Annotated in this window: 15 protein-coding genes and 1 pseudogene; 5 read left to right on the top strand and 11 right to left on the bottom strand. The window is 48.8% G+C overall.

Annotation, left to right across the window (positions count from 1 at the left end):
* Positions 1-2: 2 nt before the first annotated feature.
* On the bottom strand, positions 3-236 hold the full coding sequence (locus AS136_RS25150) for a hypothetical protein (RefSeq protein ID WP_004132711.1): 234 nt from the start codon (positions 234-236) through the stop codon (positions 3-5).
* A 93-nt stretch (positions 237-329) separates the two neighbouring features.
* Here AS136_RS25150 and AS136_RS29440 point away from each other — a divergent pair, with 93 nt between their 5' ends.
* The 3 genes from AS136_RS29440 to lpxP all read left to right on the top strand — a co-directional run bounded on the left by AS136_RS29440 (position 330) and on the right by lpxP (position 2,028).
* Positions 330-566 carry a YnfU family zinc-binding protein gene (locus AS136_RS29440; RefSeq protein WP_071885096.1) on the top strand — a complete coding sequence of 79 codons (237 nt, stop codon included), beginning with the start codon at positions 330-332 and terminating at the stop codon, positions 564-566.
* Positions 567-645: 79 nt separating this feature from the next.
* Entirely contained in the window at positions 646-918 is a 273-nt protein-coding gene (locus AS136_RS28910) for a hypothetical protein (protein WP_171842335.1), read from the top strand.
* Positions 919-1,119: 201 nt separating this feature from the next.
* Positions 1,120-2,028, top strand: coding sequence for a kdo(2)-lipid IV(A) palmitoleoyltransferase (gene lpxP, locus AS136_RS25140; protein ID WP_055323521.1), 909 nt, complete (start codon positions 1,120-1,122; stop codon positions 2,026-2,028).
* Between the two features lie 227 nt (positions 2,029-2,255).
* Here lpxP and AS136_RS25135 read toward each other — a convergent pair whose 3' ends face one another.
* Positions 2,256-3,251, bottom strand: a complete 996-nt coding sequence (locus tag AS136_RS25135; protein ID WP_063267100.1) for an IS110 family RNA-guided transposase — start codon at positions 3,249-3,251, stop codon at positions 2,256-2,258.
* A gap of 410 nt (positions 3,252-3,661) precedes the next feature.
* Between AS136_RS25135 and AS136_RS25130 the strand changes: the two genes are divergently transcribed.
* The gene (locus tag AS136_RS25130; RefSeq protein ID WP_055323522.1) at positions 3,662-4,333 is read left to right on the top strand and encodes an SOS response-associated peptidase; all 672 of its coding nucleotides are present in this window, start codon (positions 3,662-3,664) and stop codon (positions 4,331-4,333) included.
* 835 nt (positions 4,334-5,168) lie between these two features.
* Positions 5,169-5,446: pseudogene (locus AS136_RS29170) on the top strand (hypothetical protein); the annotation flags it as partial.
* A 219-nt stretch (positions 5,447-5,665) separates the two neighbouring features.
* On the opposite strand, the gene AS136_RS25125 reads toward AS136_RS29170, so the two are convergent.
* The 9 genes from AS136_RS25125 to AS136_RS25085 all read right to left on the bottom strand — a co-directional run bounded on the left by AS136_RS25125 (position 5,666) and on the right by AS136_RS25085 (position 16,051).
* Complete coding sequence (locus AS136_RS25125) at positions 5,666-6,310, bottom strand: ABC-type transport auxiliary lipoprotein family protein (protein WP_055323523.1); 645 nt, start codon at positions 6,308-6,310, stop codon at positions 5,666-5,668.
* Positions 6,310-7,248: an MlaD family protein gene (locus tag AS136_RS25120; RefSeq protein ID WP_055323524.1), complete on the bottom strand. Its 939-nt coding sequence runs from the start codon at positions 7,246-7,248 to the stop codon at positions 6,310-6,312. The genes AS136_RS25125 and AS136_RS25120 overlap by 1 nt, the downstream gene beginning before the upstream one ends.
* Positions 7,249-7,252: 4 nt before the next feature.
* On the bottom strand, positions 7,253-8,053 hold the full coding sequence (locus tag AS136_RS25115) for an ABC transporter ATP-binding protein (protein ID WP_040107888.1): 801 nt from the start codon (positions 8,051-8,053) through the stop codon (positions 7,253-7,255).
* Positions 8,047-9,192 (bottom strand): MlaE family ABC transporter permease, encoded by a 1,146-nt coding sequence (locus AS136_RS25110; protein ID WP_055323525.1) that lies wholly within the window; start codon positions 9,190-9,192, stop codon positions 8,047-8,049. Before AS136_RS25110 ends, AS136_RS25115 begins: the two co-directional genes overlap by 7 nt.
* A gap of 795 nt (positions 9,193-9,987) precedes the next feature.
* A complete protein-coding gene (locus AS136_RS25105) occupies positions 9,988-11,784 on the bottom strand; it encodes a glycoside hydrolase family 13 protein (protein ID WP_063267099.1) in 1,797 nt (598 codons plus the stop codon).
* A gap of 44 nt (positions 11,785-11,828) precedes the next feature.
* The gene (locus tag AS136_RS25100) at positions 11,829-12,989 is read right to left on the bottom strand and encodes an aromatic amino acid transport family protein (RefSeq protein WP_055323527.1); all 1,161 of its coding nucleotides are present in this window, start codon (positions 12,987-12,989) and stop codon (positions 11,829-11,831) included.
* A gap of 89 nt (positions 12,990-13,078) precedes the next feature.
* Positions 13,079-14,308, bottom strand: a complete 1,230-nt coding sequence (locus tag AS136_RS25095; RefSeq protein ID WP_040107892.1) for an 8-amino-7-oxononanoate synthase family protein — start codon at positions 14,306-14,308, stop codon at positions 13,079-13,081.
* Positions 14,281-15,420, bottom strand: coding sequence for an MFS transporter (locus AS136_RS25090; protein WP_040107893.1), 1,140 nt, complete (start codon positions 15,418-15,420; stop codon positions 14,281-14,283). The genes AS136_RS25095 and AS136_RS25090 overlap by 28 nt, the downstream gene beginning before the upstream one ends.
* 40 nt (positions 15,421-15,460) lie before the next feature.
* Positions 15,461-16,051, bottom strand: a complete 591-nt coding sequence (locus AS136_RS25085) for a hypothetical protein (RefSeq protein WP_052251507.1) — start codon at positions 16,049-16,051, stop codon at positions 15,461-15,463.
* Between the last annotated feature and the right edge of the window lie 490 nt (positions 16,052-16,541).

Below are 16,541 nucleotides of genomic sequence, written 5' to 3'. Positions count from 1 at the left end.
CATTAACGTCTGCCGTTAATGCGCTGATTATCCCTGAGAACATCAATCGCAGTCTGCATGGCGATTTTGTCATCCCGCCTTTTTTGTTTGTCCTGCATGACCTGAAGGTATTCCAGCAAGGTGCGGGTATTAATCGGTCGGCCCTGTTTACCCACAGCCAGCACGGCTTCGCCAAGAATAATTTTCACAGGCGGTAGTTGTGCCGGATACCAGTCAAGGGTGTCTTCTGATTTCATCTTAAATTTCTCACGGAAGGGTAGTGTATCATAAATCAGACGTTCAATTTTCAATATCTGATATACTGATTCAGACACAACTTAACATAACTTATGCCAGTTATTTTTATATTAAAGCGTATAATAATTACTGTATTCCTCAGAGAATTATTTATGTCTTATACAAATGGGCTCAGGTATTTTAAAGAAAGACCGGTTCATGTTGCCTGCCCGGCATGCGCACACAGAGCCGATCAGAAAGCAGGTAAACTAAGAAAAGATGCGGTTCTTGAGTGCCCTGCCTGCGGACTGCTCTTCAGACCTTCAGAATGCTGGTGTATCGGCGGCTGATCAGCTTCTGCCACTTAACGTCAGTGATGTCGGGAAATGACAACATTTCTCCTGTACTGCAGTTGTCGAGGGTATGATAATGAAATCTAAAAAAACTGTTTTTATTGAAGGACATATCCTGTCAAACAGCTGTCACGGGCAGGCCGGTCAACTTTTCTGTATTCACCGGGTCAGGTTTAGTAATGGTAAATATGCGATTATACGGGTGGCATCCGGGATATGTTTCAAACCAGGCGAAATTATTCAACGAAACGATTGTGAGTGGTTTTATAAATTTACCAAAATTCGGCTTCTTTCTTTTGAGTACCTTGATGATGATGAATCAAGAAGACAATTTCTTGAGTATCAATGATAAAACATGGATTTATAACAGAATAACTTTGCTGGCTTACAATTCATTCCTGACTCTTTAAATTCTTTACTAGTCATTGCAAAGTTATTTTTTCTGAATTTAGATGGCTTTAAATTGTCTAAAACAAAATGTATCGCTCAAGACGAATTGCTTCATTGTTTTCCTTTTGCGTTATAACCTTCATTAGCATTAAGGAAATTTATGGCACAGACTTTTACTCATAATTTACTTCATCCTCGCCACTGGCTTACCTGGTCTGGTTTGGGTCTGCTGTGGCTTCTCGTTCAGCTTCCTTACCCGGTTTTACATATTCTGGGCTCTGGTCTTGGAAAAATATCCAGACCCTTCCTGAAACGCCGGGAAGGGATTGCGAGTAGAAATATCGAACTGTGCTTTCCCGAGATGACACCGTTTGCCCGGAGCCAGATGGTCAATAAAAACTTTGTTTCTCTCGGGCTGGGACTGATGGAAACAGGAATGGCCTGGTTCTGGAGCGATGCGAGAGTCAAAAAATGGTTTGATGTCGAAGGGCTTGAAAACCTGACCGGTGCGACCAGAGGGGTAATGGTTGTCGGGATACATTTTATGTCCCTTGAATTGTGTGGAAGAGTAATGGGGTTATGCCATCCTATGATGGCAACGTATCGTCCACACAATAATCCATTAATGGAATGGGTACAGACAAAAGGGCGTATGCGTTCAAATAAGGCGATGATTAATCGACGTAATTTATCCGGTTTTGTTCATGCGCTAAAAGCTGGTGAAGCCGTGTGGTTTGCACCAGACCAGGATTATGGGTCTAAGGGAAGCGTTTTTGCACCTTTTTTCTCGGTAAAAAAAGCAGCCACGACGAACGGAACGTATGCTCTGTCAAAACTCGCTGGTGCAGACTTGCTCACACTTAGCATGATTCGACGTAGCGATAAAAAAGGTTATCACATGTATATCAGCAATCCGCTGTCAGGCTATCCAGGGGAGGACAAGGTCGCCGCAGCGGCTTATATGAACAAGATCATCGAGCGTGAAATTCTCCGTGCCCCTGAGCAATACCTGTGGATGCATCGCAGGTTCAAAACGCGTCCTGAAGGCGAAGTCTCTTTATACAAATGAACCACTCAACTTGTCATGAGCCAGAATCTATCTTTCTTGCCACTGCGTATTTGTAAAAAATGCGATAAAGAATTTTCGATCGGCTTCATGTTAACGATGGCGTAACTGACAACCAAGGTTAATCAATTGAAACTGTGCGGATTTGAAGGTCCGCTTCTCGCTCATAACGGACTGCGCTCACTTATTGCAGTGAGCGTTACCTTGTGTTTAATGCCAGCCTGGTACAGTCAGGTTGACAGTACCGGTTTCAGGTCTTCGTCATTAAAAACGGTTCCGGTCTTCAGGACGCCATAACACCAGTGCACCAGTTTCCGCATCAGCGCGCCAATGGCCACCATTTTAGGTTTACCCCGCAGGCACATCTCATCGTAAATATTACGCATTCGCTTATTGTAGATTTTTCCGCACAGGGCGGACATGTAAAGCTTCGCTCTCAACTGAGGGGGGCCGATTTTCGACATCCGCGGCCGGCTCCGGACCGATGTGCCTGAGCGTTTCTCGATCGGCACCACGCCCAGAAAGGCGGCAGCCTGCTCAGCCGATACAAAGTTATGGCTGCGAAGCACGACCAGCATATGCATCCCCAGCTGGGGACCAACCGATTTAATTGAGGTCAGCAGTGTATAATCACGCCTCAGTGCAGGGCTGGCTTTGATATGTGCTTTTATCTGCCGCTCGATATTACTTACCTCCTCGCGCAGAAGCTGCGCCATACGCCTGCAGGAACTGATAATATCTGCAGGTGTGTCTGTCGACAGGTATTTTTCCAGCCTGTTCTCCTCACGCAGGGCATCACCCAGCAGAACATCCCGCCGTCGCAGGAGTGCACCGAGATATCTGATTTCGGGTGCCGGCGGCTCCCAGCGGTGTGGCTTCTTAAGGAATGCGTAACAGGCCAGCATATACGCATCCACCTTATCCGTTTTTGTCATGATTCCCATGCCACGCGCAAACTCCCGACTACGGTGAGGGTTGGCCAGAGAAACCCGGAAACCGGCATCATGTAATTCAGTGGCCAGCCGTTCGTGATAAACACCGGTAGCTTCCATTACCACATGAACATCTTCCGGACTGCAGTGCTGGAGCCTGAGCCAGCGAAGAATATTTTCAACTGAATGTCTGTTATTCTGGATGTTACGGGTTTTTATGCGTCCTTTGATACCGTCATAAAGCATGCAAAGATCCTGGGTGTTTTTACTTACGTCAATGCCGACTGGAAACATGGTCAAACTCCTCTCACATAAACCGTCACGCCTGTTCGCCTTGTACATACGGAGTCGAGCTCCCGGTAACCGTTCAACCTGATGTGCTGGCGTGAAAGGTGAAGCGGAGGGCCATGTGCTGCAAATCAAGGTTCAGCGGTGCCGACTTTTCTGACCTTAAGGGAAGGGGGCGGCTCACTCTGCTTCAGTGGTGGTAGCTAATCACCACAAACTGTTAGATACAAGGGAAGGGGGTCGGTGAGGCAGAACCTGTCAAAACAGCAGCCGGCTGCGCCGGGCGACGGCGCCATTTGCCCGCGGCACTCCATTCAACTACTGCAGGCGCCTCTATGCCGCTGAAGCGGCATCCTGACTCCGGATCCACATCGATCACATCTTCTATACTTTCAGTCTGGCCACTGGAGGTAACCATGTGCGGACGTTTTTCTCAGTCAATGACGCGGGAAGAGTATCTTTCTCTCCTCGCCAATGAAGGCGATCGAAATATTGCCTACGACCCTGAACCCATCGGTCGCTATAACGTCGCCCCGGGTACCAGGGTGTTACTTCTGAGCGAACGCGACGAACAGCTGCAGCTCGATCCGGTTCACTGGGGTTACGCGCCAGGGTGGTGGGATAAACCGCCATTGATTAATGCCCGGGTTGAGACCGCAGCCAACAGCAGGATGTTTAAACCTCTGTGGCAGCACGATCGGGCGATCTGCTTTGCTGATGGCTGGTTTGAATTGAAGCGTGAAGGAGACAAGAAGCAGCCCTATTTCATCTACCGTAAAGACGGTCAGCCAATCCTCATGGCCGCGATCGGAAGCACTCCGTTTGAGCGTGGTGATGAGGCGGAAGGGTTCCTGATTGTCACGGCCGCAGCTGATAAAGGTCTCGTTGATATCCATGACCGGCGCCCGCTTGTCCTAGTACCGGACGCCGCCCGGGAGTGGATGAAACAAGACGTTTCGGGTAAGGAGGCTGAAGAAATTGCTGCTAATGGAGCTGTGTCAGCTGATCATTTCATATGGCATCCTGTAACACGCGCTGTTGGTAATGTGAAGAATCAGGGACCAGAGCTCATCGAGCCTGTTGGCTGATGATATGTCGGAGGCTGAACCGTGTTTTAAAGCTAATGTACGCATACATTAGCTTTAAAATTAGCCGTGCCTCTCGCCAGTCTATTTCAGCTGATCAATGTTGGTGATTAGCACAATCAGGTGAGTGGTTTTGTTGATTCCAGTCATAGAAAGAAAGCCATTTTGGCTAATAAATCCGTTGCGGGTCTATAACAGACAAAGCATAATTTGCCCTGAGCGAAGTCTTGCCAGTTCTCTCCTGTGAAAGGGGAAACGCAAAAAAACCACCCTGGCAGGTGGTTTTTTTGTTTATTAACCTTTGATTTATAGAGAAATATTCACATTGATATGGCTGACATTCACTGACCAACCACTTTGACCACCAACAGGGTAGCCAAAGAGAGTTAGAACAAGAATGCATAAACACAATCTGTTCATATCGCCTCCAGGAATCAGGGCGGCCTCCGACACTATTTGCTCTTCTGTGACGGAACGACTAGTTGAGCGAAGTCTTGCCACCAAAAAAATGACTCTGTTTTAACGCAAAGTGATCTGGCAGTATCACCGAACAGAGGCTGGATGAAACATAATACAGTTATGTATGTCTTTGTTTCCAGGAAGCATTCTAATTTGTAAATGTAGTGATTTGCATCAAAGATGTTTTCTTTTTTATTGACCCAGAACAAGGTAAAAAGGTGGGAGTACAGACGGCAGGCCATGGAAAGAAATGTAAATTTACCTGTCTGTTTTTTGTACTTGGCCAGCCGGGTATGTCATGAACGCTCACCAATAGCCTGCAGCCAACTTTTTTATAGATGGCAGGTCTTGTACCGCTGAAAACCACGAAAGGAATTAGCTGGCCGAACTGGCCAATTACAGCGACGAAAGCTGTGAAGCCTCACTGCGGGCTGCACGTCTCGCCGCGGCGGTAAAACGGTATAAAACGTCTGAAATGCTGTCATTTGTTTTTCCCACCATCGCCTACGATCCCGACCAGAATTTGACGCCACTGACTGTAAACCGGTTGTGCAATGCGCTATTCGGCAGAACAGACAGCCAGTGACTGATTGTGGAATTTTTTGTGGAAAAGGACGACAACACCAAAGTATTGACAGTAACCCGGAGTCCGTCGAATTAATCCTGGGGGATGTTTCCATAAAATGAAGAGCGCGCATTTACAACACGCCAGAACAGAAAGCGATTATCTGGGACAGACATAAGCAAGTTGATTCCATACATGATATTGCCAGGATTTGCGACAGATATCATTCTTCTACACAAAACTCATACTTAGCCAGAACGGACATTACAACTTTGCTCTTACATCATTACTTCGCTTAATGCGGTTTATGTTCAAGGTGACCTCATCGCGCTGGAGTTTCCCAGCCAGCGAAGTATATCTGCGGCAAGCCTGTCGCTGGCCAGGCCAAAGGCCTCGACGACCTGGCTCATCGAACTACCGCTTATGGGTTGATGTATCACGAAACGCTGGCTGGCTATCACGCGACGGTCGGATGTTTGCACCAGACGCGCGTCAAACTGAATCAGCACTTCGCCTTTTTTATCGCTATAGACCCCCTGGAATGAGGATAAATCCCCCCCGAGTTCAAAATCGGCCTGCAAATTATCTTCATCACTACTGACAGAAATGAAACGGCCATCCGTGCGCAATTCCTGTGTCAAACGATTACGAAACAATACAGGCACCGAATCACTCCAGCGCGACCCGCTGTAGACTGTTATCTCTGCACCCTGAGGCTGAACCGCAATACGTGAACTGTTGATAAACTGGCTGGTACTGGGCTGCATAACACGCAGCGATCGGTTTATGGTTGGACCGCTGGCAGGCACTCCCGGCTGGGCTGGCAATAACCAAACCTGCGAAACAGGTCTTTGCGGCAACACCGTGCATGCGGCCAACGGCAGACATACCAGCACAATCAGCAGCCTTAGATTCTTGCGAGGTAAACAGGAAAACCCAAGAGTAAAAACGGCCATTATGGTGTAAACTCCTTCATACGTTCCGGCCCTCTTAAAAGGGCCGCTGGGTTTGCTTCCAGGCTGTTGATCGCTCCGCGTAAAGTGGCCAGGGTTTTGCGTAATTCAGCTAAGGCTGGCCCCAGTTCGTTAAATCCCTGAATGCCGTTGTTAAGTGAATGCTGATTATCGATGACGATCTGATTTAACAGACTGGTCGTCTTTTGCAATAGTGCCAGGGTATTGGCCGCATTATTAACCAAATCTTTCCCCTTACCGTCCAGCAGCAAGTTTGCATTGCGCATCAGACGGTTGGTTTGCGCCAGCGTCTCGTTACTTTGTTTCGTCACTATCGCCAGTTGCTGCAGGATGGTACTGATATCTTCACGCTGATCGGCCACGGTACCAGTAATTTTTTCCAGGTTGTCTAACGTTTTGACTATTCGCTGCTGATTTTCCGTAGTGAGTATCTGATTTAAGCGTAACAGGACCTCATTAACGTTGGTCATTACATCTTCGCCATTAGTAAGCAACTGGTTCAGCGGAGAAGGGGTTGCAATGATCACAGGGATCCTATCATTTTCTCCCTCCAGCACCGGGCTGGTTTCACTTCCACCGCTAAGCTGAATAATTGATGTCCCGGTAATACCTGCCATAGCCAGCCGTGCCTTGGTATCCTGGCGAACAGGCGTAGAGGCCTCAACTCTGATCCGGGCCCAAACTTTACCGGGGTTATCCCTGTCCAGGCGAAGCTGAACCACCTCACCAACCCGGATCCCGCTAAAATTAACTGTACTTCCCTGGGAAAGGCCGCTCACCGCCTCGCTAAATACGATGTCGTACGTGTGGAACTGGCGATCTCTGTCAGATTTGCTCAGCCACAGGCTAAACAATAGCACTGCAGTGAAAATGATGAGAGTGAACAATCCAATGAGAACATGGTGAGCGCGAGTTTCCATTTTTTTATTGCCCCTCTTGTAACGTCGCCTGAGTCTGCTGTGCTGCTCGCCCGCGTGGGCCGTGGAAATATTCCTGAATCCAGGGATCTGGCGTTGCTGCCACCACGTCCAGTGAATCCACGACTAAAACTTTTTTTTGCGAAAGCACCGCTACCCTGTCGCAAATTGTATAAAGGGTATCCAGATCGTGTGTAACTAAGAATACAGTTAACCCAAGCGCATTGCGCAGCGTGGCAATGAGGTTATCAAACGCGGCGGCACCTATAGGGTCGAGACCAGCGGTTGGCTCATCAAGGAACAGGATTTCCGGATCCAAAGCCAGCGCTCTGGCCAGTGCAGCGCGTTTCACCATGCCACCTGAAAGTGACGAGGGATATTTATCTCCGGCGCTGCCGGGCAAACCAGCCAGTGCGAGTTTAACCTGCGCCAGCTGCTCGGCGTCGCGGCGAGGAAGCCCAGCAAACTCAATTAGCGGCAGAGCCACGTTCTCCGTGACTGTCAGCGAGCTGAACAATGCCCCTCGCTGAAACAGGACGCCAAAACGCCTTTCTAGCACGGAGCGGCGCACGCCACTGAGTTCGGTGATATTTTCACCAAATACCTCAATTCGTCCGTCCGTCGGGTGACGAAGACCGACGATGCTACGCAGGAGCACTGACTTTCCGGTACCCGACCCGCCCACTACACCCAGTATTTCGCCACGACACACATCGAGGTCGAGATCGACGTGTACACACTGCGGACCGAAGCAGTTACGCAGTTTACGAATGCGAATTATGGCGTCCTGACTCATGTCTTTTACCATCCCATCTCCATGAAAAACAGTGCCGCAACCGCATCCAGCAGGATCACTACGAATATTGAATGTACAACGCTTGCGGTGGTATGTTCTCCCACCGATTCAGCACTTCCGCTGACCTTAAATCCTTCGAGACAACCGATGATGGCAATCAGGAAAGCAAACACCGGAGCTTTAATCATTCCCACCCAAAAATGCTCAAAGCCGACGTTGTTCTGCATTATGGTTAAAAACATTGTTGGGGATATATCCAGTGTTAAAGCACATACAACAATACCACCCAAAATCCCGCAGATCATACCGATGAAGGTCATCATTGGCAGCGCCACAAGCAGCGCCAGCACGCGTGGAAGCACCAGCAGTTCAACCGGATTTAGCCCCATTGTCTGGATAGCATCAATTTCTTCATTAGCCTTCATCAGGCCAATCTGTGCAGTGAAGGCACTGGCAGTTCGCCCGGCCATCAGTATTGCCGCCAGCAGCACGGCAAATTCGCGCAGGAATGAAAACGCCACCAGTTGAACGGTAAATATACTGGCGCCGAAAGTGGACAGTACCGTTGATCCCAGGAATGCAATTACCGCGCCGACCATAAAGGTCAGCAACGCAATGATAGGCACGGCATTCAGGCCAATTTGCTGCAGATTAGCGACCAGAGAAGTCACCCGCCAGTGAGCAGGACGCAACAGGGTGGCAAAAAGTACCTCCATCGTCAGCCCGATAAACCCGATGAGGGCAACAAGATTCTGCCAGAAGCTTTCTACCGACTTACCGATGTTCGCCAATAGCTCGGTCACGATCCCCGGCTGATGCTGCGCAGGAGGGGTGACGTAATTCTGTAGTGCCGATCTGACTGTTTGCAGCAGGACACGACGCTCTAAGGGAAGCGTTGGTGCAATACGTTCGAGCTCAAGCACATTTTTTTCACCAATAAGCTTAACCAGCAGCGTGGCGCCCGCGGTATCAAGTGCCCCTAACTGGCTCAGATCGAAAATGGCGTTCGAAAGGAGTTGAGGCTGTAACGCGCTGACGGCAGGCTCCAGATAAGCATAATGCGCTAGCACCCAGTCACCGGAGGCAGCGATACGGGGAGGATTTACCGTTTGATCAATGTTGAGCAGTCTAGCGAGCGTCTGTTCAGTCATCATGAGGGCCTGTAATTACTCAATCTGTTCACGTGGCCTGAAGGCAAACCACTAAAAGATGTCATTACCTCAAAACATGTTGCCAGGTTGCAACACTGAACCCGCAGCATCCTTTTGAAAGTCGATATCATAATAGGCGCCAGTAGTACGCCTAATGCCTGGTAATCAGGGCGCCTTTAGAGAATTTTATCAGTAAAAACAGATGCCTGCCCGGAAAATCAATCACACTAGGTAATGAATATTTACACTTCGCATAGTACGGTAAGCATAGCAGCAACGCGTAGTGTTGCTGCGCCAGCGTTGAACCGTTTCAACTTTCCAGGCGATCGATATCACACCTTTTTTTGGCCTGGCTCATATACACGACCACTACCCTTTCTCCTGATGGCTGAAGCCGCCCGGAAATGGATGAGGCCGGATGTGATCAGTAAAGTGGCAAAAGAGATCGCCAGATGCTGTGCTTATTTCCCGGCCCTAAAGGGCGAGGCTTCAGGCGCATCAACGGCAATGTGAAGAATCAGGAATCGGAGTTCATCTCGCCTGTTGGTTGATAAGATGACGGTGGCTGGTTCATGTTCTTTAACGCTAATTTATACATACCCCCCATCTTTCAGGGGGATGCTAACTGGGCGCTGTTGCTCGAGGCTGCCTGAGAAGGCTTCTGACCTGACAATGCCTGCCATGAGACAGGCACTTACGAAGTCACAGGAGAGCACAACTATCGCTGAGCACAGCAGTGCTAAAGACCTGGAAAACTCTATTGTCTGGGGAACTTGTCATCAATCCCCCAGGTGATTACCGCAGCTTATACACACCTGCCTGCCAGGGGCTCAATGACAGGGATGTGCTGTGCGGCGCAGCCGCCTGCTGCTGAGTATCAATGACCACTTCCTCGATGGCATCATTAGCCGGGAGAGTATAGCGGACCGGGTACTCCTTAAAGTTCACCACGACCAGATAACGCTCGTTACCCAGCGTTCGGGTATAGGCATAAACGGTATTGTCCTGTGGATTAAGATCCTGATAGGCGCCATATACCAGAGCAGGGATATGGTGGCGTAGCTGAATCATTTTTTTATAGTAATTCAGCACTGAATCTTCGCGGGTTTCTTCGCGTTCGGCGTTGATCTCCACATAGTTTGGGTTGATGTGAAACCACGGCTTTCCGCGAGTAAAACCAGCATTCAGGGTGTCATTCCACTGGAAAGGTGTTCTGCTGTTATCGCGGCTCGTCAGGCGCACATTATCGAGAAACTCTGTGGCCGTGACTTTTCCACTCTGGACATAATCCTGCCAGAAACCTTTGACCTCGATGTCGTCAAATTCGTTGAGTTGCCTGAAGGGATAATTAGTCATTCCCAGCTCTGAACCCTGATAAATAAACGGCGTCGCCCGCTGAGTGAGGGTAATCGTCGCCAGTGCCTTAGCCGACGCCTCCCGCCATTGCGGCCTGTCATCCCCGAAGTGAGATACCGCACGGGGGTTGTCATGGTTATCTAAGAAGAACGTGTTCCAGCCATACTTTCCGACCGTGACATCCATTTTGCTGATGATCTGGCGGAACTGAGAGAGCGACCACGACTTGTGACGCCAGCGTTCATTGCTGTCGCGATCGAGACGAATGAGGTCAAACATAAACGCCATATTCAGCTCATGTCGGCGGCGATCAAAAAACTGCGACGAACGATCCAGCGGGACGCCAAAAATTTCACCCGCGGTGGCCACATCATACCGGGACAGAACTTTCCGGTTCATTTCCTGAATGTATCGATGAATATTAGGCCCCATGGTGTATTGTTCAGCAAAATTTTTCTGTTGTTCAGGTGTCAGATTGGGAAATCCCGGGATTTTGGAATAAGTTGCCACCGTATCAAATCGCATGCCTGAAACGCCTTTATCCAGCCAGAAGCGGAGCATTGCGTAAAGATCCTCACGTACTTTCGGGTTATCCCAGTTGAGATCAGGTTGCTGTCTGGCAAAATAGTGTAAATAGTACTGTCCTGACTTTGCATCTTTTTGCCATGCCGAGCCGCCGAAAAATGAGGGGTAATTATTAGGTGGCTGATTATCTTTTCCGTCACGCCAGAAATAATAGTCACGATAAGGGTTGTTTTTATCGCTTTTACTCTGAATAAACCACGGGTGTTGATCACTGGTATGGTTAATGACCACGTCGATCATTAAGCGCATATTTCGTTTTTTCATTTCGGCAACAAGGCTATCAAAATCCTCCATTGTGCCATACTCTTTCATTATCTGACGATAATTACTGATGTCATAGCCGTTATCGGTGTTCGGAGAGTCGTAATGGGGATTGATCCAGATAGCGTCAATACCGAGCGATTTCAGATAGTCCAGCTTTTCAATAATACCGCGAATATCGCCAATGCCATCATCATTGGTGTCTTTAAATGAGCGAGGATAGATCTGATAAAAAACAGCTTCTTTCCACCATGCAGGATATTCACTTTCCTTTTGAACGTGAATATCCTGATTCAAGGATGGTGCAGCACTGACAGCCGGGCAGGCCAGACTTATTATCAAAGATGACAGCGCGACAGCCACCCCGGTACGTAGCGTAACAAAAGACATAATAATTTCCTTGCAAAGTCAGTTGTGAATGAGACGAATTGTTATTAAAGAAAAGCGTAAATCATCAATAGCCAGAGTATGACTCCGGTAACAATAATTATTTTCAGGAAGGGATTGTTTCCCGGAAAGTTATATACCGGAGGCAGAGTGGAACGCCTGGCTTTGATGAGTAAATAAGGGGGGAGTATAATACTCCATAATACCAGTGATATCCCTGCAAAGGACAAGGCAGACAAAAAACCTTGCGGAGCAATAATACAGGCCAGTGCAGGAGGGAAATAAGTTAGAAATATTGCCAGCGGGCGTGAGCACTGACAGTTAATTTTGTTCAGTGTATCTTCAAGATAATCACTTAAGCCGATTGAAGCCGACATCAGTGAAGCTAAAACGGCAATACACCCAAAGGCGACCAGTATCAGACTGGTAGCTGAGGCGGTCCTGTGGATATTGAGGGCCGTGATAAAGGCGCCCATATTCCCGCCTTCATCGCTGACATGCCGGATAGCCTGAGGCGTGAGCGCGCCCATCGTGAGCGTCAGCCAGAAGGCGTAGACAGTTAATGAAACGGCGAAACCGTAATAGAGAGAGCGGAGGACCGCACGATGATTATCCCCCCGGTACATTCTTGTCAGAGAGGGGACGCTGCCATGAAATCCAAAAGCGATAACGCAGACCGGTACGATCGGCAGGTAATACTGGAGCGGCGTGCTGCCGGCGAAGTCGAGTAATCTGAGTACTTTTACGCCTCCTGCGGCACCGGCGAACAGCAGGAGAAAAAGGGTGAATTTGGCGGCGATAAGGCCGGAGAGGAGAAAACCGGGCAATTTGCCGCCGGCCCACAGAATCAGCGAGGTCGTCAGCGACAGCAAAATGATCGGCAGCCAGCTGCGGCCAGCAATATCGGGAGGAAGGAGATCCCACACTATCGATGCTGCGCCTGATATGTACGCGTAGGTCAGTAAATAAAGTACGAAACAGAAAGCCACGCCGATGATTACGCTGACAGCGGGTCCGAGCAGGGCATGGGTGAAGGTATGAAAACTGGCGCCAGGAGGAAAGCGCATCGTAATGTCGACGAGGATCAACCCTGTAATCAGCATCAATATGCCTGTTACCGACAGGACCAGAAGGCCCTTTATAAACCACACGTTGACGAAAGCAACCGGCAACGCGAACATGCCTCCACCGATAATGGTCGCCACCATAAGAGACGTTCCCCGTAGCGGGAAATTTGTTCCTTTCATATGAGCGAATGTCCGTAAGCGGCCTGACGAAGCAGGCCGGCAGTAGCTATTTATTTTGTGGCTTCAGCCAGTGATTCACTGAAGTTTTTATGGAAGTCGTCGATTTGGCCGCTCTCATGAAGCGCAGACAATGCGCAACGCAGAATGGCGTGTCCTTCCTCAACGGTTGGATACATCGCCACTGTCGTGGCGAAGCCGCGATCGTGCAGTTTTTTGCACATCGTAATGGCGAGGTCTTCGTTACCTATCAGGATCCCCCGAATCGGCATTGTTGTGCCCCGGTTAACTATCTCGGTCCCGCCGAACACTTCGTCAAAATAACGAATGACGTTCTGTAGCTTCTCCTGACGGGCTGTGACGGTGCCGTCCAGGTGGAGATCGGCTGCGGCGACGCAGGCGGCAATCCCCGGTAATGACGGAGGTCCACCAAAGGCGTAGGTTGTACCGTAGGTTTTGATAAAGTTGATGGTCTCAGCTTCCCGACAGGCGATAAATCCGCCGTGTGAGCCAAAAGCTTTGGACAGCGACCCGGCGATAATAATACGCTCGTCAAGCTGATGGTTGAGGCATGACATGACATATCCCGAACCGTAATCTCCGTAGATAGAGGTGCCGTGTGCATCGTCAATATAGGCGAAGCCGTCATACTGATGCGCCAGGCGGACGATATGTGCAACAGGGGCGACACCACCCATTGAGCCTACGCTGTCTGATACCGAGATCGGTGTCAGTCCCTGGCTGGCCGCATAGCGAAAAGCCTCTTCAATCCGCGCCTTGTCCTGGAAATCAATTCTGACGACTTCGCCAAACTGCTGTAAGAGTCCACGGTTGATCTGCAACGTCGCGTGCGCGGTCTTCTCCATAATAAAGTACGGTTTTTTACTGAACGTAAAATGCGGCAGCGTCCCGGATGCCAGCAGCGGCAGCACCGCGATGTGGCAGGGAGTCACTGCGTTGAACGTGAGGGTATGAGCCCCGTGCATGATGTCGTTCAGACGCGCTTCCAGCTGCGGAAAGAGATCGACTTTAACCCGCGTTCTGGCGACAGAAACCTGCACACCAAAACGTTCAATGGCATCGACAACCGCTTTTTTCAGCGCCGGGTGTGTCTCCAGCCCAAGGTAAGAGCAAGAGACAAATTCCACCATTTTTCTGCCATCGTCGAGGGTAATGACCTTACCCTCTCTTTTTACTGCGACCAGTTCGTTAATATGCTCGGAAAATACCCTGGTCTGATATTTTAATGACCTGTCTATTTTCCTTTTTTGCCAGTTTTCCATTGTGTTACCTTCATTGTAGTGACTACCAGAAGAGATAAAATTGCCAGTGTTAACGTGCTCATGCCGAGGGTTCTGTCAAAACCCATACCGGTATCCGTCAGTTTTACAGCGAAATAGCTGATGGCACCGGCACTCACTGTTTGAATAAATCCGGTGACGGACGCCGCAATACCTGTTTTTTTGCCTTTGATTTGCAGGGCGATGAAATTCGCGCTCGGGTAATAGGCGCCAAGGGTGAGATTGAAAATCATCGATCCGGCGATGCACAATAGCAGCGAGTGGCTACCGATAATAAATGGCAAGACCGACAGTGCATTAATGCCAAACAAAAACCACGGATTAATGATTCGCTCGAATTTTGCGAGCTGATTACCAATAATAAAAAATAATACGGAAGCAGAGAACAGCAGCGAGTAGTGTATGGTGCTTAGCCCAAGCTGCTGCATAAAGATGGCCGGCGACAGTGAGATATAGCAAAATAGCGAACTCAGGATCAGCGAAACCAGCAGCGTTCCCTGAATAAATGCCGGGGTGATAAAACCGGACGAAGAGGATACTGTGGCCACGTCATGATGCTCGAGGCGACGCGGAGAGAGCAGAAGGGTGACGACGCTGAACAGGGCCATGACAAGGAATATCGTGTTCCAGCTCAGATAGCCGAGGATTGCGGCGCCAGCCAGCGGCGCAATGAGAGGGACGACTGCACTGGCGGAAGAAATATCGGAAAGCGCACGCTTGAGTGTTAACGGGGAAAACGTCTCTTTGGCGATGGCTTTGGACAGAACCGGCCCGGCGCCGGCACCCAGAGCCTGTAATGCCCTGCCGGCCAACAACATCACTAAGCTGTCGGACATAAAACAGAGGATACTTCCCGCCAGGAAGAGCAAAAAGCTGGCCGTAAGTATTCGTAATTTACCCAGCTTTTCGCCAAGAAATCCTGACAGTAACTGACTGGCCGCGTATATCACCAGAAAACCACTAATGGTTAACTGAATAGATGAATAATCGGTATTAAACGCTTTTTGTAACAGGGGAAGCGCTGGAACGATCATATCTGTAGCCAGTGCGGAAACCGATGCGGCGAGAATAAGATATAAGTATATCCTGTACATAATAAACTATTCCGTTGGTATTAGTTGAAACATGAAATTATTATTTATCAACAGGCCGCTGAGTTTTTGCGAATGAACAAGCACCGATTCCATTTAAAATAAAAAGCCAGCTCAGTAAATGACAGCGTTGCGAACCGGTAAGCAGAATATTCCGCAACAGAGAGCAATACACTGCCAGAACCATTGCCGATTTCATTATCGATATCTCTTGAAAGCTAAATCGGTTTAGCAACAAGCCCCGACTCAGGTTGCGATGAGAGAGGTATAGCAATTCACGTACAGTACGTGATTGCATTTCCCGGTTGTAACGCAGCGATGGCCGCATAAGGGAGATGAGACGATTGATAATAAGAACTATGAGGGAGATCGCAGCCATATAAATTGTTTTGCCTGGAGCAAAAATCGGCTGTAAATCAACAGAGTGGGACTGTACTTGTAGCGAGGAAATCAGCAGTTGGCGGAGCAACGGCGACTTAACATTACAGATATGCCGTTGATACAGCATTACCACATTTGAAGCCCAACTCGCTTCTGTCATAAGAACCTGGTCCGCACCCTGAAAAAGAAGCTGGCTGAAGACATCATTCCTTCGCCAAATCAGGGCCGGTGATGTTAGTAACAGGTAAGGCATGCTAATTCCTTGCATCGCTTCGAACTGTACTAAATGGTAACGTTAATTTTTTTAATGTTTCAACTAATTTTTATATAAAGTTTAAAATTATATTTATAATCAGTTAATTAGTCATAATGCAATGATGCGGAAACAAAGCTCATCACCATTAATCTTACTGTACGGAAACGTATAATATGATTAATTTTTAGACATTGGCACTTCAGTACTGGTACCGGAAGCCGCCCGGGAGTGGATGAGACTGGATGTAAGTGTTACAAAACTAAACGCGCCCTGGCGGCGTATTCACCACTGATGGTGAATCTACCTGACGCACATCTTAACTTAGCCCAGAGGAAGTGCGAGCATCACAACTTTGCAGTTACACTGTATGTCAAAGCTCAGTGAAAATGTCTAATCACTGGCTCGTTAGAAATGTCCTGATGTTGAAAAGTCCGCTTAGTGCCAGGAGCGGACATTCATATCTGAGTACTGAGAGCCTTAAGCCGCT

The organism is Klebsiella sp. D5A, assembly GCF_001620885.1.
Lineage (GTDB): Bacteria > Pseudomonadota > Gammaproteobacteria > Enterobacterales > Enterobacteriaceae > Klebsiella > Klebsiella variicola.
This window is presented reverse-complemented; position numbering and strand designations above follow the sequence as displayed.